This window comes from Streptomyces sp. NPDC002125 (assembly GCF_053593715.1).
Genome location: NZ_JBSFDD010000020.1, coordinates 120,293 through 141,333 on the forward strand (window position 1 = coordinate 120,293; position 21,041 = coordinate 141,333).

Below are 21,041 nucleotides of genomic sequence, written 5' to 3' on the forward strand. Positions count from 1 at the left end.
CAGGAACCACCCATCTCAAGATGTCCATTGATACTGCCCAACTGGGCTCGGCCAGTATACGAATTCCTTTGAGGACGTCAACGAGCGCCTTATGAGCGCCCGAGATAGGGATATTTGGGGATATTGCGCCCGAATTAAGAGAGTTTATTAAGGTTTACACCGGGGTGTTCCCGGTACAGCGCGAGCAGTGCCTGATCGTCCTGCGGCCGGCCGCCACTGTGCCGCCGGACATCCTCGATCAGCGTGTCGAGGATGTGGCCCGGGGTCAGACCGTCGACGGAGCGCAGCGACCCGCCGAGAGCGAGCGGCAGACGGACGACGGGGTCGTAGAAGTCCCCGGCGGCATCCCGTGCCTCGGTGATGCCGTCCGTGAAGCAGAGCAGGGTGGAGCCCGCCGGGAACGGGAAGCTGTCGACGGGGGCGGACCAGACACCCAGGTCGCTCATCCCCAGCGGAGGCGCCTCCTCGGAGGAGTCGAGGCGTGTCGCACGGCCCCTCGCGTCCAGGACGACGGGTGGCGGGTGGCCGCGGTTGATCAGGCGCACCCGGGCCAGGTCTTCGGAGAACTCCGCGATGAGGGCGGTGGTGAAGCCCTCCGCCCGCTCCTGCCCACCGCGCCGCTCGCCCTCCCGCAGCAGGGCCCGCTCCAGTCGCCGCACCAGCTGCGGAAGGTCCTCGGACTCGTCCGCCGCGTAGCGGAAGGCCCCGAGGTCGGCGCTGACGGCGCTGACCGCCCCGAGCCCCTTGCCCCGTACGTCGCCGACCATGACCCGGATGCCGTACGGGGTGCTCTGCACGACGTACAGGTCCCCGCCGATCGCGGCCTCGCTCTCCGCGGGCACGTACCGCGCCTCGATGCTCAGGTCGCCCAGCCGGGAAGGCGGCATGGGCAGCACGGCCTGCTGGGCGACCGCGGCGACGTACTGGGCGCGCCGCGCACGGGCGTCCTGTCTGCGCAGGGTGCGGTGGATCAGCACGGCGAGCACGGTGACACCCGCCAGGGTGATCTGGTTGGCCACGCCCGCGCGCCAGCCGAAGGTCCCGTCGATCCAGGCGAGGCACGCGTGCACGGCCATCGCGACGAGCCCCACCCCGACGATCCCGCGGATGCCGCAGAGCGGTGCGGCGGCGACGGGCGCCGCGATGAGGAGCGGCGCGGACGTCACGTCCTGCGGGGTGACGAGGTCGATCACCACGGCCATGACGATGAGACCTACGGGAATCCACATGGTTCTCAGCAGCTGCGGCACTCCCCCACGCTGACCGCAGTGACGCCCCGCCGCATCCCGAGCGGGCGGGCAGCCTACGGGCCGTCACACCCGATGGCCCGGGCAACCTTCGCGACGAGCCCCCTCACGGGCAGCCCCCGCCCGAAGCCGCCGCGCGCACTCCGGCCCACCGCACTACAATGCCTCGACGCCCGGGAAGGACCATGCACCCCCGGTCCGTATGTGACGGTTCGTCAGCATGCGGCTCCCCCGGTGGTCCGGGCCAGAACGGAGTCATACACTTGAGGTGAATTCGACGCCCCCGGCGGTCTCATTGCTGCCGATTGACGATTCAACGGACGCATGACACCCATTTTCGGGGACTGCCGGCCATTCGCCGCGGAGCAGCTCATGAACGCCACATCTGAGCGGACGAAATTCCCCCTCGTCTATGTTCGTGGATTCGCCGGGGATACTTCGGGGATCAACAGCGTTGTCGACGACCCCTTTTATGGATTCAACGAAGGGTCCACCCATGTGCGCGTGGGCGTCGACAACCAGCCCGGTTTCCACCAGTTCGAAAGCCCACTGCTGAGGCTGCATCTCGACGAGGGGTACGAAATCCTCGTCGAGGGCGGCCAGGACGCCTATCTCCAGAGCCACGAGACAATTCCGGCGGACAGCGTCTGGATTCATCGCTTCTACGACCCCTCGGCGAGCACCTGGAGCGGCGAGCCCTCGGAGTTCCGGCTGGAGGACGCGGCATCGGACCTCCTCGCACTGATCGACAAGCTCAAGGCCAAGAGCGGCGCCCCGCGTGTCCACCTCGTGGCCCACTCCATGGGCGGCCTCATCTGCCGCTGTCTGCTGCAGAAGGTGCTGCCCGACCTCGGCCGCGATCCCGCCGACTGCGTGGACAAGCTCTTCACCTACGGCACTCCGCACGGCGGCATCGCCTTCGACGTCGGGTTCGGAGTGCTGGAGAAGGTGCGGGACGCCGTGGGCATCAACGGTGCGGACATCTTCGGACCCCGGCGGATGTACGAGTACCTGACGCCCGCCGCGCAGACGGACCCGGACGGCCCGCCCGAAGCCTGGAGCGCTCGTGAGATGCCCCAGGGCGGCGGAGCCTTCCCCAGGGACCGGGTGTTCTGCCTGGTGGGCACGAATCCGCAGGACTACGACGTCGCGCGGGGCCTCTCGGCGGCCGCCGTGGGGGCCAGGAGCGACGGGCTGGTACAGATCGAGAACGCCCGGGTGCCGGGGGCGCACACCGCTTTCGTGCACCGCAGCCACAGCGGCCGTTACGGCCTGGTCAACTCGGAGGAGGGGTACCAGAACCTGCGCCGGTTCCTCTTCGGCGACCGCAAGGTGGAGGCCTCCCTGGTCGGCCACCGGCTGCCGCCGGAGGGAGACTGCGTCGGCTGGCAGGCGGAAGTGCAGCTGTCCGTGCGCGGCATGCCCGTCGTGATGCACGAGCGGCTGGCGTCCCACTGGTGTCCGATCCAGCTGTCGGGCAGGCCCTCGGAAGAGTCGGAAGAGCCGGAACAGGCGGCGGACGACGAGCGGTCCGACGGCGGCGTCCCCCTGACGACCGTGTTCCTCGGCAGCGCGCTCGAACGTCCGCCCGACAGCCCCGCGATGCGTTACGCCCTGCATCTGCGGGTGCTGACACTGCGTGAGCGCCGCGGAATCTTCCTGTTCAACGATCACCTGGAACAGGCCGCCGATTTCGACGACATACTCATCGTCGACATCGGCACGAGGCAGTCCGGGGCGGGCATCTGGGCCGCGTGGAACTCCACCGTCCCCGGCGCCATACGGGATCTCGACCTCAGCGGCGAGCCGCTGAGCGACGAGGACCCCGGCAGCGGCACCTGGGTCGCACACATCCCCCTGCCCGAGAGCGCCTGGCCGATTGTCGGGGAGGGTTCGAACGTCCGGCTCGTCGTCTCTCCGTGGAGCTGATCGTCCTTCGCCTCGGCTGCCGGGCACCAACGACCACACGGATTCGCCCATCGACGCGGTACGGAGAGGACGACACCATGCATCAGTTCGTGCGTGACCAGTGGATCAGGTTCAACGACCCGCTCGAAGGCCGTGTCAACTTCATGTACCTCGACCAGAAGGGCTAGGTGAGCACGGGAATCGGCAACAAGATCGACGAGACGGCGGCGGCCAACTCGGCCCCGAGCGCAGCGGAGCGGTCGGCCTCCCTCGCGCTGGCCAACGAGCTGGCGTGGCGGGACTCCGGCGGCTCCCCGGTCTCGGCGGACCTCGTCGCCTCCGAGTGGGACGCGGTCAAGGCGCGCCTCGATCTGGCCTCCCAGGGGCATCTCGCTTTCCAGCCCCCGTTCACCTCGCTGCACGTGGACGACGACGAGATCGACCGCCATGTGTTCGCCAAGCTGGACCAGATGGAGACGTTCCTCACCGCCCGCCCCGACTTCGCCGGCTTCGCCTCGTGGCCGGCCAACGCGCAGCTGGCGACGCTGAGCATGTGCTGGGCGCTGGGGCCCGCGTTCAAGTTCCCCAAGCTCCAGCAGCATGTGTCGGTGCGCGACTGGAACGGTGCGGCGGACGAATGCCACTTCACTCCGGACGAGGGAACGATCAGGATCCGGAACAAGCTCGACCGGTCGCACTTCCTGCTGGCCCGGAGCGTCGAGGACCAAGGGCTGCCCGCCGACCGGCTGGCGCTCGACCTCTCCGACGTGTTCGGGGTGCAGGGAGCGCTGCTCGCCCTGATCGTCTACAGGCCGGGACGCCAGGACGGTGGGGACGGGCCCCAGACCCAGGCAGCCGTCCGGCAGTTCCAGGCCGACCACGGACTGGAGCAGAACGGGGCGTTCAACGACCCGGCGACCCTCGCCGCGCTGAGCTCACGGCTCACCGACGCGGGCTTCACGGTGCTCGGGGTCTGACCGGACGGAGCCGGGGGCCGGCGCGAACGGCCCCCGGACCGCGGAAGGTCGGTGATCCGGCCGTCGGGCGGGAAGACCGCCCGACGGCCGGGATCACCGACGGCCGGTCCGGAACCGGCGCGGTGTCTGCGGCTACTGGTGCACGGGGACCCCGGGCACCGCGAGAGCCAGGCGCCTGCGGGTGCCACGGCGGAGGTCCTTCATCTCGAGACCCCTGGGGTCGACCTTGCCGGGCTGCCATTCCCGGTGGCCGATCACGCTGCGCTCGCTCCAGCCGTGGGCCCGGCAGACGGCGGTGGCCACCTTCTCGATGGCCTCCACCTGTGCCCTGGGCCACGGGTCCCGGCCGTCGCCGAGGTTGACGCACTCGAAGCCGTAGAAGCGTGCGTTGCCGTCCGTGTCGGCGGATGTGTCCGGCGGCAGGGCGGTCTCGTCGATCACTGCGCGCAGGACGTCGCCGTCGCCCTTCCCCGCATGGTTGGTACGGCCGTAGCCGACCAGGAAGACGGTGCCGTCCTTCGCGATGACCCCGTGGCACAGGGGGCCGGGCAGCGCTGAGTGGCCCTTGCAGCACAGGTCCACGCTCCCCGTCGTACCGGAGGTCACCGTGTGGTGGATCATCACTCCGTGCACGGGACCCCAGAGTCCTTTGTGGTTGCGGTTGTGTGTACGCCACGACCGGTGCTCGACCACGGTGAGCCCTCCGGAGCGCAGCGCGGCAAGGAACCGGTCTGCTGAGAGTGGGGTGGCCATGGTTCTCCTCGGAACAAGATGTCGAGCCCGCCCCGGGGCCGAGGCGGGCCTGCCTCTGCCCCTACCACTCTTCCCGGCGGCGCGTGACCCCCGCGTGACCGCCGCGTGACGCGGAAGGCGCCCGTGCGGGCCGGACATCACCTGCGGCCAGCCGGTGCAGCCGCTCCGTGGGCTCAAGGCCCAGTTCCTCGTGCAGCCGACGGGCGTACCGGGTGAACGCGTTCAGTGCTTCGGAGGGGTTACCGTCCGCGAGGTGAGCCCTGACCAGGCAGGTCTGGGCGCTCTCGCGCAGGGGTTCGGCGTGCACCGCCGCCTGCGCGGCCGTGACGGCCTCGGCGCACCGCCGGGCCGCCCCCAGCCGCGCGGCCAGCGTCTCCAGGGCGTGCAGACGCAACTGCCGCCACTCCTCGGCCTCGGCCAGCGCCCAGTCCTCGTACCAGCCGGGCAGCAGATCGGTGGAGAGCGCGAGGACCGCGTCCAGGGGGACTTCGGGAAGCCGGTGCGGTCCGGCGGGGTCCAGGAGGCGTTGTGCCGTCCGACGCGCGTGGTGCAGGTCGACGGTGGTGCCGGGGGCGAGGCGCACCTCGGCGGGGGTGATCTCCAGGGCCGGCCGGCCGGCCCCCGAGCGGGCCAGGGCCGCACGCAGATCGGCGTGCGCACGGCGCTCGGAGGCCTCGGGCCACAGGGTGCCCGCGATCAGGTGCCTGGGGACGGCGGCCCGGCAGCGCAGGGCGACGAAGGCGAGCACGCGTTCCGATCCCCCGGGGACGGCGACCGGCTCGCCGCCCACCCACAGGCCGAAGCCGCCGAGGACCGCGATCCGTACGCCGGGCCGGTCAACGCTCATCGGGCTCCGTGGCCCACTGGAGGCCGGGTTCCGGGACGGCGGATCGTGCCACGCGTCGTATCCCATGTCGGTGCCCTCCGCCGCTGCGGCGGCCATAGGCCCACCGGGAGCCGCCGGACGTCTCGACGTGCGGGTGCGGTCCCGCGGAGTTGCCCGTACTGACGTTCCGTCATCTCGCCCCCGGACCCCCTCGCGCCGGCACTTCTCCGACGCGGGAAGAATGGCGAAGCGGGTTCCATTCCGACTATAGACCCGCCCGCGATGGATTCCCACGCCGCACGAACGATGAATCCCCAACTTCTCTGCTGTAAAAGTTGAATTGGCGTCGAAATCCAGGAGGAATCCGCGTCCGATGCGGTAGCGACGACCTTCCCGACGTCATACGCTTGCAAGGCGTCGTCCTGGTCCGGCGCACGGACCCGGAACAGCATCCACCGCATCGCGACGCGGACCATCGCCCGGAGGACGTCATGCCAGCGTTCGACATCGAAGTGTCCAGCCCCGTTTCCGCAGGATTCACCGGCGGTCTCGGCGGACCGCACATCGGAACGCATTCGCCTCCGGCGAAGTGGTACATCGAATACGGAATGGACCTCGGCGCGACGGAGAACTCACAAGTCCGTGCGGCATTCGACGCCCATGTCACCGTCTTCCACCCGCATGACCCCAGCACCGACACCCCCAAGATCTACGGGGCCCAGCTGTTCATGCGCTCGCCCAATGACATGATGGGCGGCTTCTACACCCACCTGAAGGACGTCCCGCCCGGCATCGGCGTCGGTACCACCGTCAGCCGGGGAGATGTGCTCGGCTCCGTGCTCGGCTTCGGCGGCACCACACCTCATCTCCACATGGCGATGACCGAGATCCTCGGTGGTGCGCCCGCGCCCGACGACCAGTACCGGGGCGTGGACACCATGTACGACTTCTTCGTGAGTACGGCAGCTTCCGACGCGGCGACGTCCGTCCAGTTCCTCCAGGACGGCTCGCCCCCGGTCGTCGGAGGAGGCGGGGGCGGCGGTGACGGCCAGGCGGTCGTCCACCTCGGCACCCTGCGGGGAATCCAGCAGGGCCTGGCTCTGCTGGGCTACGACCCGGGGGTGGCCGACGGCATCGACGGGCCGAACACCCAGGCCGCCGTGAGCGCGTTCCAGAGCGATCAGGGACTGACCCCGACCGGACAGTGCACCGGTGACACGCTGATCGCGCTGGCAGACCGGCTCGCCGAGGCCGGACACCGAACCGACGGCGTATGACCACCGCGCGCCCTCGCTCCCGTGAAGACCCGGGAGTCTCCTGAGGAGGAACCCTCATGGCCACATGGACCGTCGGCGCCGCGAGGAGACGAGCGGCCCGCACGCCGGCGCCCGACGAGGAACCGGCCGCGGGCCGGGTTCCCCCGGGACCGGACGTCGCGCCACCGGCCGGGAGCATCGCGGACGCGGACGAGCCGCAGAGCTTGGCGCAGTGGCTCGCCCCCCGCGACGACGTGGGCCCCTGGGAGCAGAAGGAGGGCCTGCGGGCCAGGATCACGGAGCTCGACGCCATCATCGACGCCCTCAGCACCAGGGCGTCCGTCGATTCCGACCGGCGACGGGTGGTGAGGAACTACGCGTCGAAAGCCCGCCGGGAGCTCGCGGAGGCCCAGCGGTCCCTTCTCGTCAGCCGGCCCGGCAGAAGGCGCGCCGCCCATCTGGGCGTCGCGCAGGCGCACATGGACGCGGCCCTGAACCTCATGGTCTGGATGGCCTCCGCCGAGGACATCAAGGCGATGCTCCCCCAGATGGTGGCCCTGGTCGAGGAGCACTTCGCGCCCAGTGATCCCAGGAGGGTCCGGGTCACGGACATAGCGCGCGGGATGCAGCACAACGCCGACCGCAAACTCCGCCCCAGCGAGCGGGCGTTCCTGGCCGAGACGGTCGGCCTCGCCCGCAAGCTGCTGTGGAACGAGCGTCTGCGTGTGCGGAGTTTCGTACGGATCGTCGCCACGGTCACCATCGGCCTGACCATCGCCGCGGTGGCCGTCGCGGTGATCACCGTCGTCTGGGAGGCGCTGGTCCCGCTCTGCTTCACGCCCGAGTTCGAGGGCGGTTTCAACGTCGTCTGTCCGACGGCCAGCGAGGTCGTGGTCCCCGATCCGCCGTCCGAACCCCTCACCAGCGGAATGATCGCCGGGGTCGCGCAGGCGGGCGACTATCTCGTCATCGAGATCGTCGGTGTCCTCTCCGCCGCCATCGCGTCGGCGGCGGCGCTGCGCCGGATCCGGGGCACCTCGATGCCGTACAACGTCCCCGTGGTCCTGGCCCTTCTCAAGCTCCCGCTGGGCGCCCTGACCGCCGTACTCGGCCTGCTGCTGATGCGCGGCGGGTTCATTCCGGGCCTCAGCGCGCTCGATTCCACCGCGCAGATCATCGCGTGGGCGATCGTCTTCGGCTATTCGCAGCAGTTGTTCACGAAGTACGTCGATCACCAGGGGCAGGCGCTGCTCGATTCCGTCCGCGGGCCCGGCAGCAGAGCCGGGGACTCGCCCGACCTCAGATGAGGGCACATGACGCCCCGTCAGCAGTTCATCCGTCCAGAGCGCCGGTGTTCATGCCGCCGGTGTTCCGTCCCAGGGAGGTCCGATGTCAGCCATCGACGACAAGTGGGCACAGAGCCAGTGGCTCGGTCAGCCGGTCGACACCGGCGCGGGCAGCGACGAGGGGGCGAACCCCGACGGGCGCGGCCGGTCACGTGACTACCAGAACGGTTCGATCTACTGGTCTCCGCAGACCGGCGCACACGAGGTCCACGGGGACATCCGCCTCCAGTACGCGCGTCTCGGGGGCTCCGGCAACTTCCTCGGGTACCCGGTGACGGACGAGTCGCCGTGCCCCGACGGCGTGGGCCGGTTCAACCACTTCGAGGGCGGCTCCATCTACTGGACCCCGGAGACCGGCGCGCACGAGGTCCACGGTCCGATCCGTCAGACATGGGCGGACATGGGATGGGAGCGCAGCTTCCTCCGCTACCCCGTCTCCGACGAGATGGGGCCTCCCGAGCGACGCAACAACCGTTTCCAGGGCGGCCACGTCGTCCGGAACGCGGATGGCAACGGGGCCGTGGCCCACAAGTCCGTCCCCTTCGACTGACGCACCCCGCACACCGGCCGGCACCCCCGGTCCCCACCGTGCCAGGAGACAGTCATGTTCCACATCGGCACCCAGCTCGCCCTCCTGAGGCTCTGGAGGGAGGTTCTGCTGACGCGGCACGGAGGCGGGCGGCCCCAGGGCGGTGGAGGCGGTCCCGGCGGGGGCGGGCGAGGGTTCGGCGGCGGCCACGACGGTGACGGCCGCCGCGGGGACAGGGGCGAGGGCCGAGGCGAAGGCGGCGACTTCCGTGGCGGGGGCGGAGAGCGGGGCGGCGGCTTCCGTGGCGGGGGCGGAGAGCGGGGCGGCGGGGACCGCCGGGGCCGTCCCGACGAGGGCAGGCCGGGCCGCCATGACCGGCACGACGGGCCGGGCCGGCCGGACCACCCCGAGCGCCCCGGCCGTCCGGATCACCCCGACCACCCCGAGCGCCCCGACCACCCGGGCCAGGAGGGCGACCCGTCCCTCGGCGGGCCGTTCCGGGTGCTCAGGCCGCAGGACCTGCTGGCCCTCGACATCTCCCTGGTGAACCTCCACTTCGACGGCCGCCGGCTCGTGCGCCAGGCGCCGGGCCCCGCCCAGATCCTGGTGACACTCCCTCCCCAGCATGTCGCCGAAGCGACCCTGCCCCTGCCGCTTCCGCTGACCGGCGATCCGTTGGTGGAGGCGTGGTCCGCGCGACCCTCCACCCTCGCCTTCTCGCTGCCCGACGACATGGACGGCGTCGGCCTCTCCCTCGCCGAGCTCCTCGACTGGACCCGGCTGGTCCTCCAGTCCGTACCCGTCGTCGGAGCCCCCGACCCGGGCACCACGTCCGTCTTCGGCGGCGTACGGAGGACGATCGTCGAATTCCCCATGCGGCTCCTGCTCACGTACGACGACGCTCTCTCCCGCTGGGAGCATCTGACCGATCCGTTCGTCGCCGACGGCCGCTCCGAGCTCTGGCACACCAGCCTGCTCGGCCCCGAGGGCAGTGGAGCGGCGCTGCTGCGGGCGGTGGCGACGGTGACGGACCGCGGGCCGATGCCCCCGGGGCAGCCCCTGAAGGAGGACGACCTGAAGGGCATCGTCATCCAGACCAGCAGGCAGGAGGTGTTCGACAAGGACGGGAAGCCCATCACGATCATCAACGATCCGCTGCACGCCGAGCAGTTCAGGCTCACGCCGCTCGGCGCTTCCGCCCATCTGCACGGCGCCTGGGAGCTGCCCCCGGAGTCGGAGAGTCAGTTCACCACGGCCGGCAGGACACCGCCTCTGGCCGCATACGACCACATCACCGGCCTGGGACGCGATCAGTTCCACCGGACAGCGAACCGCTACTACTGCCATACGGGCCATCAGGCGCTGTGGATCGCCGAGACCCGGCGGATCTTCACCGGGGTGCCGGGAGGCAGCGTCGTCGCCGGCCTCATCACGGAGTTCCACGCGGAGTTCCCGCAGCCCGACCTCGGCTACGGAGCGAGTACGGGGTATGTCCACCAGGGCCGCGAGATGCCGCTGCGCTCCCTGCACATCAACGAGCGTGTCAGTCCGAAGCTGAACGGGCCGGCGGCGGAGGGCCCCTTCTGGGCGACCCTGGAGGGGACCGGCACGAACTATCTGCTGCCGGTGACCGGTACCGACCAGGAGGGGCGGCAGGTCACCTTCCGCATGCCCCTGCTCCTCGTCCCGGGGAAGAACGCCCGCGACGGCTCCGTCGAGGCGGCCTTCCCGCACGCCCAGGCGCCGCCCGCCTCCTTCGGCGCGGCCGACGCGCAGGCTCTCGCCCCGCTGGACGGACAGGAGATGGCGATCGCGGAACCCTTGCCGGACACGCCGGGAAGCACCTGCCACCCCGTGAACTCGCTGCGCTTCGACGTGAAGCACATCGCGGCCGGCGGGGACCACCCTCTGGACGCGGTGCTGTTCGTGGCCGGAGCCGAGGTCCGCGAACCCGCGGTCGAGGCGTTCGCACCGGGCGGAGGGCGCGTACAGGTCCGTATGAACTCCGGCTATCTGGAACGAGGTTTCACCGACAACCCGTCGGGCGCCTACCTGACCATGAACACGCCGGTGCAACTGCTGCTCAAGGCGGAACAGGCCGGCGGGCTCGCCAGTCCCAACGCCGCCGTCTCCGAGATCACCGGCCGGGCCGGGGTGCTGCCCGAGGCCTTCCTGAAGGCTCCCGCCGCACAGGAGGTACCGGTCGACGACATCAAGAAGGCGTTCGACATAGGGAAGCTGCTCGGAATCGTCAGCCTGCCCGAGATCCTGGGCGTCGTCCCGCAGTCGGCGGTGACCGATCTCGCGCAGCTCTCCGACAGCAGGATCGACCAGATCATCAACGGCGGCGATCCCCTGGCCCTGCTGCCCGTCCCCCTGCTGCGCGTCACCGACCTGGCGGACGGTGCGGGCAAGGAACTCCGCTACGTGTGGAAACCACCGCTCAAGAGCGCCGGGTTCCTCGACCTGTCCCATGCCTCGCTCGTCCTCGACTCCCGCACGGTCCGTTCACCCGACGCCCTGGACAAGTCGTCCATCAGTGGTGAACTCACCGGTCTCGTACTGAAGTTCGCGGGACTGGTCGAGGTGAGGATCGCCCGTCTGGCCTTCACCGCGAGCCCCGGCGGCAAGCCCGACATCGACGCCTCCGGCCTCGAGCTCGAGTTCCAGGGCGCCCTGTCGTTCATCAACAACCTGCGGAGCCTCCTGCCCGCCGACGGCTTCGGCAAGGGCGCGTACATCGACATCGACCCGGCCGGGATCAGAGCCGGCTACACCCTTGCGATACCCAGCATCGGGGTCGGCGTCTTCAGCCTGCAGAACCTCTCCCTGTCCGCCGGACTGACCATCCCGTTCACGGACTCCCCGATCCGCTTCAGGTTCTCCGTCTGCGAGCGCCGGAACCCGTTCAACGTCAGCGTCTCCCTGTTCGGCGGCGGCGGCTTCTTCGCCATGGAGGTGTCCTCCAGAGGCATCGAGATCGTCGAGGGAGCCCTCGAATTCGGAGGGTCCGCCGCACTGAACCTGGGCATCGCCAGCGGCGGGGTCTCGATCATGGCGGGCGTCTACTTCAAGCTCGACAACTCGAACCCGACGTCCCAGAACATCACCCTGAGCGGCTATCTGCGGTGCAACGGTTATCTCTCGGTGCTGGGCATCGTCAGTGTGACGGTGGAGTTCTATCTGGAGCTGACCTACCAGAAGTCGGGCGGCGAGTCGGTCATACGCGGCCGGGGCACCCTGTCCGTGAGCGTGCGGATCGCCTTCTTCAGCAAGACCGTCTCCCTCACCCTGGAGCGCAGCTTCGCCGGCGCGCCCGGTGACCCCACCTTCGCCCAGTGCGTGGAGCCGCAGGACTGGGACACGTACTGCCTGGCCTTCGCGGCCTGAGCCGGCGCCGTCAAAGGAGAGATCCAGCCATGCCCCTCCAGCAACGCGTCACCTGGACCGTCCTCCCCGCCGGTTTCTCCGCCGACGGTACGAAACTCCTCGTGTCGCTCTTCGTCGCGCCCCAGCTCTCCACCGGCGAGACCGCGCCGCCCGGCAACCGGGGCACCCTCGGCCCCTTCCCCGACTTCCTGCGATGGCCCGACCAGGTGGCTGCGGCCTCCTTCGCGTTCGCCACCACCGACGGCGACACGGCCCCGCAGGACTTCCCCGTCGGACCGGTCGCTCCGGCCGGCACGCCTCCCGATCCGTCGCTGTGGCAGCGGCTCTTCCGCCCGGACACGGTGCTGGAGTCCTTCGTCTTCGACCAGTACATGGGTCGGGAGGTGACCACCTGTCCGGCCCGTGCCATGACCAGGAGCGCCCAGCACATCTACGCGACGGCGGCCACCCGCTTCCCCGACCGCCCGCCCCTGCGCCATGAGCTGGACGCGATGAGCCCGGAGGGCGGGATGCAGGGTCTGGCGCCCTCGCCCGGCGAGGGGACGGAGACCCACGAGCGGCTGCTCGGCTTCCACCACCCGGCCCCTGACAACCCCACCCTCGCGCCGGGCGCGGAGAACACCGATCCTCCGCTGGAGACGCCGGTGCCCGACTTCCACAGCATGCTCACCTCGCTCAGCGACCACCCGGCGCTGCTGCGCCGCCTGGGCCTGATCCTTGACTTCGTGCTCCCGGCGGACGCGGTGCCCGACTCGGCGGGGAACCTGTTCCTCACTGTGCGGCCCACCTGGACGCCCCTGCTGACGGGCGACGACCCGAACCTGAGGTTGAGCCACGACGTGACCCCGCACACCGCCTACGTCCTCGACCGGGCCAAGCACGCGTTCGTCGCCGCGGCCCGCACCACCCAGCCGGCCGACCCGCTGGCGCCGCCGGTCCGGGGGCTGGTGCCGCTCCCCCAGGCCGACTTCTCGATCGAGCAGGCCGACGTGGACGGGGCGCTCCTCCAGCTGGACGCCACCGACCCGGCGTCCCAGGGCCTGCCCGTCGTACGGACCGGAGGTCTCACCCTGGCGCGCAACGAGCGCATGGCGCATATCGCCGAGGACTTCGCGGCGGCCGACGAGCAGAAACGGAAGGCCGACGAGCTCGTGGCCGACGCCGCCGCCACGGGGCAGGTGAAGCTGTTCTCGGAGGACCTGGTCCGCGGGCACCGGCTGGACGTCTGGGACGACGGCAGCGCCCGGTGGTTCTCACTGCAGCAGCGCGAGGTGGCCTACTGTCCACCGGGCCTGCCGCAGGCCCCGCTGCTCACGGCGTCCGACGAGGGCTTCTTCCAGGTGAGCATGGCCACCCGGCCCAAGACGAAAGGGCGGCTCTACCTGCACGACAACGTCATTACCTGGGACGGCTGGTCGCTGGCCGCCCCGCGCCCCGGCAAGGTGCTGAGCGCCGACGAGCACGCCCCGGACCCCGCGGACGAAGCGACCCAGCCCCAGCGCGTCGGCAACCCGGCCGCTCCCGGAGTCCCGCTGGAGATCATCTCGGTCGCCCGGCCGGGAACACTCCCGAGGCTGCGTTTCGGCCGGTCCTACCGGGTGCGTGTGCGCACCGTCGACCTGGCGGGCAACGGGCTCACCGCCGCCCAGGCCGACACCCTGATGGCGGAGGAGCCCGCGAGGGCCGATCTGGCGCTCCCGGCCGCGGGGCCGCAGGTCTTCCGCCGCTTCGAAGCGGTCCCCTCACCCGTGGTGGTGCCACGTCTTCCGCTCGTCGACGGTGCCCGCACCCAGCGGCTCGTCGTACGCAGCGATCCCGAGCGGCTCCCGGACGCGTACGCCGCCGGCTTCAACGCCTCGCCCCTGGTGACCGGCGGCTCCCACGGTCCGTACGCGCCGCACGACGAACGCCATGTCGTCGCGCCGAAGGCCTCCCTCGAATGCGTCGAACGCCATGGGCTGCTGGACGCCGCCATCGGTTCGAGCGACCCGGCCGTGCGGAGCACCGCCTATCAGCTGGCCCTGCACGAGAGCGGCTCGCTGGACGACGCGACGCTGCCCGGGGCACAGGCTCAGGAGGGGCTCGACTCGGCCGACGGCGGGAAGACCCCGCCCCTGGTGCTGCACACCGGCGACCAGGTGCCGATGCCCTACCTGCCCGACCCGCTGTCCACCGGAGCCGTGTTCTTCGGCCTGCCGGGCCTGCCTCCCGGCGAGCCCTTCGCGGTGGGCTGGGACGGCGACACATGGCACAGCCCCGCGTCCTTCCGGATCCGCGTCACGGAGGGCACGGGACCCCCGCAGTTCGACGAGCGGACGCGGGTCCTGACGGTGCGGCTGCCGAAGGCCGCGGTCGTGCCGGTCAGGGTCTGTTCGCGGATCGCCGAGGACACCGTGCCCGGCCTCGCCGAATGGTGCCGCGAGTCGTCCGCGACCGATGACGCGCAGGTCGGCCGGCTGATGACCTCGGCGCACGAGAGCCGTCACTGGCTCTTCACCCCCGGCGAGGAGATCACCCTCGTCCACGCCGTGCAGCGCCCGTTGTCGGCGCCTCTGCTCCAGTTCGGCACCGCCCCGGTCCGCGCCCCGTCGGCGACGACCGAGCACCTGCTCGGCGCCGTCACCGTGCACACCGGGAGCACCGAGCGGGTCGAGGTGCTCGCCGAGTGGACCGATGTCACGGACGAGGGACCCGGCGGACGCGTCGAACGGCCGGACGCCTTCCCGGCTCTCGCCCTGCCGCTCTCCCTGGCCGACGAGAACGGCCCCGACGGCAAGCCGCACAAGGTTCCGCCCTCGTGCACGCTCACCGATGGGCTGCTCACCTTCAGCACCGAGCTGGCCGAGACCCTGGCGGCCAATGCCACGACCGCTCCGCCCTACCGGAGACTGGAGTTCGGCGACACCAAGCACCGCCGGGTGCGCTTCCACCCGGTGGCCACCACCCGCTTCGGCGAGTACTTCCCCGCCTCCTTCTCCGACCCGGCCCAGCAGAGTGCGCTGACCGTCCCCGGCGAGACGGTGGAGCTCTCGGTTCCCAGCAGCGCGCCGCCGGCCGCACCCGGGGTGCTCTACTGCATGCCCACCCTCGCCTTCGACGAGCCGGAGAGTCCCCCGGGAACCGTCGTACGGCGGCGGCGCGGCGGCGGCATCCGGGTCTTCCTGGAGCGCCCCTGGTACTCCTCGGGCGACGGAGAACTCCTCGGCGTCCTGATCGACGACGCGCCCGGTCCCCCGTCCCACGACGTGGAGCCCGTGATCACGCTGATCGGACGCGACCCGATCCACCGCTCCGCTCCCGTGGGGCCCGCGACGACCGCGATGTTCACCAACGCGGTCAGGACGGTCGGCCCGCTGCCCCGCCCGCTTCCCGGCCCCGGCGGCGGCGTGGCGGCGGGGGCGCCCACGGTCACGGCGCTCGGTTTCACCCCGCAGTTCGACACGGCGCGTCAGCGCTGGTTCTGCGACCTGGACATCGACACCGGTGACGCCTATCTCCCCTTCGTACGCCTCGCTCTGGTGCGCCTGCAGCCCGAATCGATCAAGGGGGCGGAGATCTCGGCCGTGGTGCTCGGCGATCTCGTCCGCACCCTGCCCGGGCGTGAACTCACCGTCAGCGGGGACTCGCCCCTGGGCGTCACGCTGACCGGACCGTCGTACCGCCCCGACGGCAGCCCGCCCGCGAAGGTCAGGGCCCGGCTGGAGCGGCGGCATCCGGCCGTCGAGGACGAGAACCTCGGCTGGATGACGGTCGAGGGCAGCGGAACCGAACTCGTGGCCGCGGACGCCGAGACGTCCGACCGGCCGGTGTTCACCGGCGAGGTCGCGCTGCCGGAGCGCTGGCACGGGTGGCACGGGCGCCGGGGACGGCGGGGGCACGGAGGGCCCGGCGGACACGGAGGGCCTCGCGGGCGGGGTCTGAGGCTGATGGTCGAGGAGGCGGAGTCGGTCCGCGCGGACGGCACGGGCGAGCCGGAGGAGCGGGTGATCTACTGCGACACGGTGGACCTCGGCGACCTGGACGACTGACCGGCCCGCGTCCGTCTCAGGGAGGACCCTGCCGGGGGCCGGGAACGGCCGCGGCACCCGTTCCACGCAGGCCGGTGCGGTGTTCACCGAGGACGGCGGCCGGGCGGGCCCGCCCGGCCGCCGTCCTTCCCGCTGACTAGCCGGGCACTTCTCCGTGGCCCTCAGGTATGACCCACGACCGGCACGGAGACGGATTCGTGGAACCCCTGCGCGCTCCTACCGTCTTGATCAGCGATGCAGAACACGAGCGAGACAGTGAGCGGGTGGCACGGGTGACTCAGCGGAATCGGCCGACGGACAAGGCGTTCGCTCCCGAATATCAGGGAGCCCTCGGCTCGTTGTCGGTGAACTCCTCCCTCACCGAGGTCCTGGCGAAGGGTGTCGAGGAACTGAGAGCGGCCGAACGCGACGGGGAGCAGAGCGAGATGGCGCGCTGCGGGCTCGCCGTCGCGGAGGCGTGCCGGCGGCTGGGGAGAGTGGCGGAAGCCGACGCCGCCTGGAAGTCGAGCTATCGCGCGGCGCGTTCGGCGCAGGATCTCGGGGCGATGGCCTGGGCGCTGTGGAGCGGAGGCACGCTCGCCCGTCAGCGGGGCTCGCTGGCACTGGCGTACCGCCTGCTCGGGCTCGCGGCCGAACTGGGCGAGCGGGGAGGCGATGTGGTCGTACGCGGCTACTCGCTCGCCGGCCTCGCGGAGACCGGGCGCATCCAGGGCGACTACCAGGCCGTCGGCGAGCTGCACGAGCGGTTGCTCGCCGAGGCCAGGAAACGCGGGGAAGCCAGGCACACGGTCTGGGCGCTGGAGGGCATCGCCCAGATGCACCGGAACACCGGCTCCTACGACAAGGCGCTGGCGCTCTTCGAGGAGGCGGCCGTGACGGCGGGCCGTGCCGACGACTGGCGGGGGCGGGCCTGGGCGCTGCGCGGCATAGCCGACGTGGTGTCCGTACGCGACGGTGACGCGGAGCGTGCGCTGGCGCTGCTCAGCGAGGCCGAGGCCGTCTGCCGCGAGATGAAGCTGTCCAGTGCGCTGGCGTACAACCACAAGATGCGGGCCAATGTGCACTACCGGGCCGGGCAGTACGCGCAGGCCCGCGACACCTACGAGCTGGCCCTCGGGGAGTTCGAGGAGATGAACGAACCGCGGGGTGCCGCGCTCTCCCGGCTGGGGCTCACCAAGTCGCTGGCCCGGCTCGGGCGGAATCCGGCGGAGACCGCGGTGGAACTGGCCGGGCTCCGGCGGACCCTGGACCGGATCGGCCTGCGGCACGCCCGGGACATGGTCGACAAGGCGGTGGCGGAGCTGGGAGTCGGCCCGCTGCCCGGGCTCGCGCCGAGCGCGGAGGAGGCGGCGGCCCGATGACCCCGCCCACGACCGTACGTGCCGATGGGGCGCGCGAAACCGGCGCGGCGTGCGCTCCCGGGACCGCGCGGACCGCGGCCCGCACACTCGCCCGCTGCCGGGACCTGGTGCGCCCCTCGTTGTCCGCCGCGATAGAGCGGCTCCACCCGTGGCCGGGCGAGATGGCCGCGTTCTCGCTGGGCTGGTGCGAGGTCGGCGGAGGACCCGCCGACGGATCGTTCGAGGGCAAGGGGCTGCGCCAGACCCTCGCCGTCCTGTCCGCCGAGGCCGCGGGGGCGCCCGGTGAGAGCGCCGTGGCCGGTGCGGTGGCCGTCGAGCTCGTCCACACCTTCTCGCTGCTGCACGACGACATCATGGACGAGGACGGGACGCGGCGGCAGCGGGACACCGTGTGGAAGGCGTACGGCACCGGGCCCGCCGTGCTCGCGGGCGACGCGCTCTTCGCGCTCGCGGTGCAGACCCTCGCCGAGACACCGGGGCCGCACACCGCGGCGGCCGTGGGCCGCCTGTCAAAGACGCTGAGCGGCCTCGTGCGCGGCCAGGCGGAGGACCTGCTCTTCGTGGCCCGCCCGTGGACCGGGCCCGAGGCGGTCCGGACCGACGAGTACCGCGCCATGGCCGAGCTCAAGACCGGCACGCTGCTGGGCTGTTCGGCGGCGCTCGGCGGGCTGCTGGGCGGGGCGCCCGCCCGGACTGTCGCCGCGCTCGACCGGGCGGGACGCCATCTCGGGGTGGCCTTCCAGGCCGTGGACGATCTGCTGGGCATCTGGGGCGACCCGGCGGTCACGGGCAAACCCGTGCACGGCGATCTGCGGCAGCGGAAGAAGACGTATCCCGTGCTGGCCGCCCTCGCCGGTCAGGGCCGCCACGCCAGGGAGCTCTCCGCCCTGTTGAACTCCCCGCAGTCCCTCGACGAGGCGGGCACGGTGCGCGCGGCGGCGCTCGTCGAGGCGTGCGGAGGCCGCACCGCCACCCTGGGTGAGGCCCGCCACCACCTCGACGCCGCCCGCGCCTGTCTGCTGAGCGTTCCCCTCGCTCCGCGCGCCGCGTGCGAGATCGAGGTGCTGCTCGAATTCCTCCTCCACCGCACGGTATGAGCACCGGAACGTTCTGGACTTGCCGGTCCATTTCTGTCGGAGCACCGTGGACCGCGGCGCCCCGGCCCTTCACATGGGGGAGAGGGCCGCCGTCGGGAATCGTCCAGGTGGAAGGAAGCCGTCCGATGAACCTGCAACTCGAAGGCAGACGAGCCCTCGTCACGGGATCCAGCTCCGGGCTCGGCAAGGAGATCGCCGAACAGCTGGCAGCCGAAGGCGCCTCGGTGGTCGTGCACGGACGCGACGAGGGGCGGGCCGGCGGGCCCCGGGGCCGGATACATCAACGGCACGACCCTCCGCGTCGACGGAGGCTGGCGCGACGTATGACCCACGGGCTCGATCCGCGGGGCCAGGGCACGCGGGGCCCGGACGCACGGACACGCGGGGCCCGGACGCACGGGCCCCGCGGCGGCGTCACGCACCAGGGGTCATACGCGGACCAGCCCGTCGGTGAAGGCATTGCCGAAGACGCCGTGCGGATCGAGACGGTCGAGCACACCGACGGCCTCCGCCCACTGCCCCGGGCCGTAGGAGCCGGGGACCGTGGTCCCGATGACCTCCGGGTCCGCCCAGGCCTCCGTCTCCGTGTACGCCCAGCCCTTGGACCACTCGACGCGGGTGAGGGCGTACTCCCCGTCGAAGGTGGCGAGCAGGAAGCGCTCCAGGTCCCGGTAGAAGGCGTGGGCTCCGGGTGTCGACGGCTGGGTCAAAACATCGATCCACACCGCGCAGTCGAACTCCGGCCGGTCCGCGAGCGGCCGTACGACGGAGAGCAGGGGCGGCCTGGCGCCGGGCGCCGCCGATTCCTCGGGGCGGTCCAGTCCGCCCACCCGGATCTCGACCTGCCCGTTGACCGGGAACTCGCCTCGCGCGGCCCGCGTCTTCAGCTGCTCGCTGTAGTAGGCCGCGAACTGCGAGATGACGCGCTGCACGTCCGCGCGCCGGGTGAGGATCGCGTACCCGTTGGCGGTCTCGCGCAGCGTCGTCGGGCGGAGGTAGAACTGCAGGTTGTGCGCGGCCCCCCACAGGTCCGTGGAGAAGGTGGCGGCGAGACCCGTCGCGGCAACCGTGTACTGCGCGGCGCCGAAGGCCGGGGCGAGATACCAGGCGCCCTCGCCCAGCAGGCGTCCGGCCAGCCGTGCGACCGGTGTGGGGAGCGAGTCGCTGAACGGGTAGTTGTAGGGGTGGTGCACGGCCCTGGCCGTGGCGGGACGCTCCGGGCTGAGGCTCCACACCTTCAGCCAGGGCTTGTCCGTGAAGGCGAACCAGATGGCCTCCACCCGGCCCGCGCTGTCGAGGAAGTCGGCGAAGGTGTTGCCCCGGGCGGCGAGTGCGCTGCCCGGCGCCGCGAAGAGCTCGTCGCTGGTGAGATCGACCCGGCTCCGGCAGCGCAGCGGAACCTCCTCGCCGGCCTGGAGGACCGCCTCGACGACGAGGCCGCGGCCGAGGTGTGCGGCCAGTGCCTCGCACTCCTTGTCGGAGCCCCGGTGGAAGGTACGCACCACGTACGCGGACCGGGCGGCGTCCCAGACGACGGCGGTGAGCGAGAGGACGAGGTTGCTCAGGGTGCCGTAGGTGTGGCCGGGACGCGGGACCTCCCCCACCGCGGGCACGCTGGTGCCATGGGCGTCGATGGCCAGGGTGCCCCCGAGCGTCAGCTCACCCGGCGCGGGTGTGTTGGTGACGCCGAGCCCGTGGTCGGCGAGGAAGGCCGTCAGGCTCTCCAGGGTCACCCCGGTCTGAGCCCGGACAGCACCGGGGGCACCGGCGGGCGGGTCCGCGAGTTCCATGTGGGTCAGGTGCTTGGTGGTGTCCAGGAGCAGCACGTGCCGGTCCGATTCGGCGGGTCCGGTGATGGTCAGGGGCGACCAGTTGTGCGCCTTGCCGCGTGCGCGCAGCCGCCAGCCGTTGGCGTGCGCCCAGTTCGCGAGGTCGGCGAGATCCTGACCGCTGCGGGGAGCGCAGGCCCAGAGCCCCTGGTGGGTGATCTCTCCGGCCCAGTTGATGTAGGGAGTGCGGTAGGGCTCCAGTCCGGAGGGCAGTTCGGGAGCCGCCGAAGGGACGGCCGACGGCGTCGCCGCGGCGGCCGGCTGGGCACCGGCCGCCAGGACTCCTCCGGGGACCGCGAGTGCTCCGCTTGCGACGGCCGCCGCGCGCAGCACTCCACGCCGGGACGGTGGAACGGCCGATGACGTGGGGTCAGCGTTCGATGACATGGCGTCAGGAAGATCAGGCATGGGCACGACCGTAGGCCGACCAGGTGTTCCTCCCGGCACTTAGCACGAAACGCGTGCAGGACCCACACCCTCGGGTGTATGAGCCA

The 21,041-nt window shown here is 71.5% G+C and carries 12 protein-coding genes and 2 pseudogenes; 10 read left to right on the plus strand and 4 right to left on the minus strand.

All coding sequences use genetic code 11. The features are described from left to right. Nucleotides 1-134: 134 nt before the first annotated feature. Complete coding sequence (locus tag ACWCQM_RS28790) at nt 135-1,229, minus strand: PP2C family protein-serine/threonine phosphatase (protein WP_450918023.1); 1,095 nt, start codon at nt 1,227-1,229, stop codon at nt 135-137. 390 nt (nt 1,230-1,619) lie between these two features. Here ACWCQM_RS28790 and ACWCQM_RS28795 point away from each other — a divergent pair, with 390 nt between their 5' ends. Both ACWCQM_RS28795 and ACWCQM_RS28800 read left to right on the plus strand, forming a co-directional pair. Next, nucleotides 1,620-3,176 carry an esterase/lipase family protein gene (locus ACWCQM_RS28795; protein ID WP_450918024.1) on the plus strand — a complete coding sequence of 519 codons (1,557 nt, stop codon included), beginning with the start codon at nt 1,620-1,622 and terminating at the stop codon, nt 3,174-3,176. A gap of 167 nt (nt 3,177-3,343) precedes the next feature. Next, entirely contained in the window at nt 3,344-4,132 is a 789-nt protein-coding gene (locus tag ACWCQM_RS28800) for a peptidoglycan-binding domain-containing protein (RefSeq protein WP_450918025.1), read from the plus strand. Between the two features lie 168 nt (nt 4,133-4,300). Here the strand turns inward: ACWCQM_RS28800 and ACWCQM_RS28805 are convergent. Both ACWCQM_RS28805 and ACWCQM_RS28810 read right to left on the minus strand, forming a co-directional pair. Next, nucleotides 4,301-4,885 (minus strand): annotated as a pseudogene (locus tag ACWCQM_RS28805) (N-acetylmuramoyl-L-alanine amidase); the annotation flags it as partial. 61 nt (nt 4,886-4,946) lie between these two features. Next, nucleotides 4,947-5,732: an AfsR/SARP family transcriptional regulator gene (locus ACWCQM_RS28810; protein ID WP_450918026.1), complete on the minus strand. Its 786-nt coding sequence runs from the start codon at nt 5,730-5,732 to the stop codon at nt 4,947-4,949. Nucleotides 5,733-6,202: 470 nt separating this feature from the next. Here ACWCQM_RS28810 and ACWCQM_RS28815 point away from each other — a divergent pair, with 470 nt between their 5' ends. From ACWCQM_RS28815 to ACWCQM_RS28850, 8 genes and pseudogenes are all read left to right on the plus strand, one after another. Beyond that, the gene (locus ACWCQM_RS28815) at nt 6,203-6,988 is read left to right on the plus strand and encodes a peptidoglycan-binding protein (RefSeq protein ID WP_450918027.1); all 786 of its coding nucleotides are present in this window, start codon (nt 6,203-6,205) and stop codon (nt 6,986-6,988) included. A 56-nt stretch (nt 6,989-7,044) separates the two neighbouring features. Beyond that, the gene (locus ACWCQM_RS28820) at nt 7,045-8,274 is read left to right on the plus strand and encodes a hypothetical protein (RefSeq protein WP_450918028.1); all 1,230 of its coding nucleotides are present in this window, start codon (nt 7,045-7,047) and stop codon (nt 8,272-8,274) included. Between the two features lie 82 nt (nt 8,275-8,356). Further along, nucleotides 8,357-8,863 carry an LGFP repeat-containing protein gene (locus ACWCQM_RS28825; RefSeq protein WP_450918029.1) on the plus strand — a complete coding sequence of 169 codons (507 nt, stop codon included), beginning with the start codon at nt 8,357-8,359 and terminating at the stop codon, nt 8,861-8,863. Between the two features lie 54 nt (nt 8,864-8,917). Then, nucleotides 8,918-12,232, plus strand: coding sequence for a hypothetical protein (locus ACWCQM_RS28830; RefSeq protein ID WP_450918030.1), 3,315 nt, complete (start codon nt 8,918-8,920; stop codon nt 12,230-12,232). Nucleotides 12,233-12,261: 29 nt separating this feature from the next. After that, nucleotides 12,262-16,260, plus strand: coding sequence for a hypothetical protein (locus tag ACWCQM_RS28835; RefSeq protein WP_450918031.1), 3,999 nt, complete (start codon nt 12,262-12,264; stop codon nt 16,258-16,260). A gap of 272 nt (nt 16,261-16,532) precedes the next feature. Further along, the gene (locus ACWCQM_RS28840; RefSeq protein WP_450918032.1) at nt 16,533-17,621 is read left to right on the plus strand and encodes a tetratricopeptide repeat protein; all 1,089 of its coding nucleotides are present in this window, start codon (nt 16,533-16,535) and stop codon (nt 17,619-17,621) included. After that, nucleotides 17,618-18,718, plus strand: coding sequence for a polyprenyl synthetase family protein (locus tag ACWCQM_RS28845; RefSeq protein WP_450918033.1), 1,101 nt, complete (start codon nt 17,618-17,620; stop codon nt 18,716-18,718). The genes ACWCQM_RS28840 and ACWCQM_RS28845 overlap by 4 nt, the downstream gene beginning before the upstream one ends. A 125-nt stretch (nt 18,719-18,843) precedes the next feature. Next, a pseudogene (locus ACWCQM_RS28850) lies at nt 18,844-18,960 on the plus strand (SDR family NAD(P)-dependent oxidoreductase); the annotation flags it as partial. 186 nt (nt 18,961-19,146) lie between these two features. Here ACWCQM_RS28850 and ACWCQM_RS28855 read toward each other — a convergent pair. Further along, nucleotides 19,147-20,955 (minus strand): cholesterol oxidase substrate-binding domain-containing protein, encoded by a 1,809-nt coding sequence (locus tag ACWCQM_RS28855; protein ID WP_450918034.1) that lies wholly within the window; start codon nt 20,953-20,955, stop codon nt 19,147-19,149. Nucleotides 20,956-21,041: the final 86 nt, after the last annotated feature.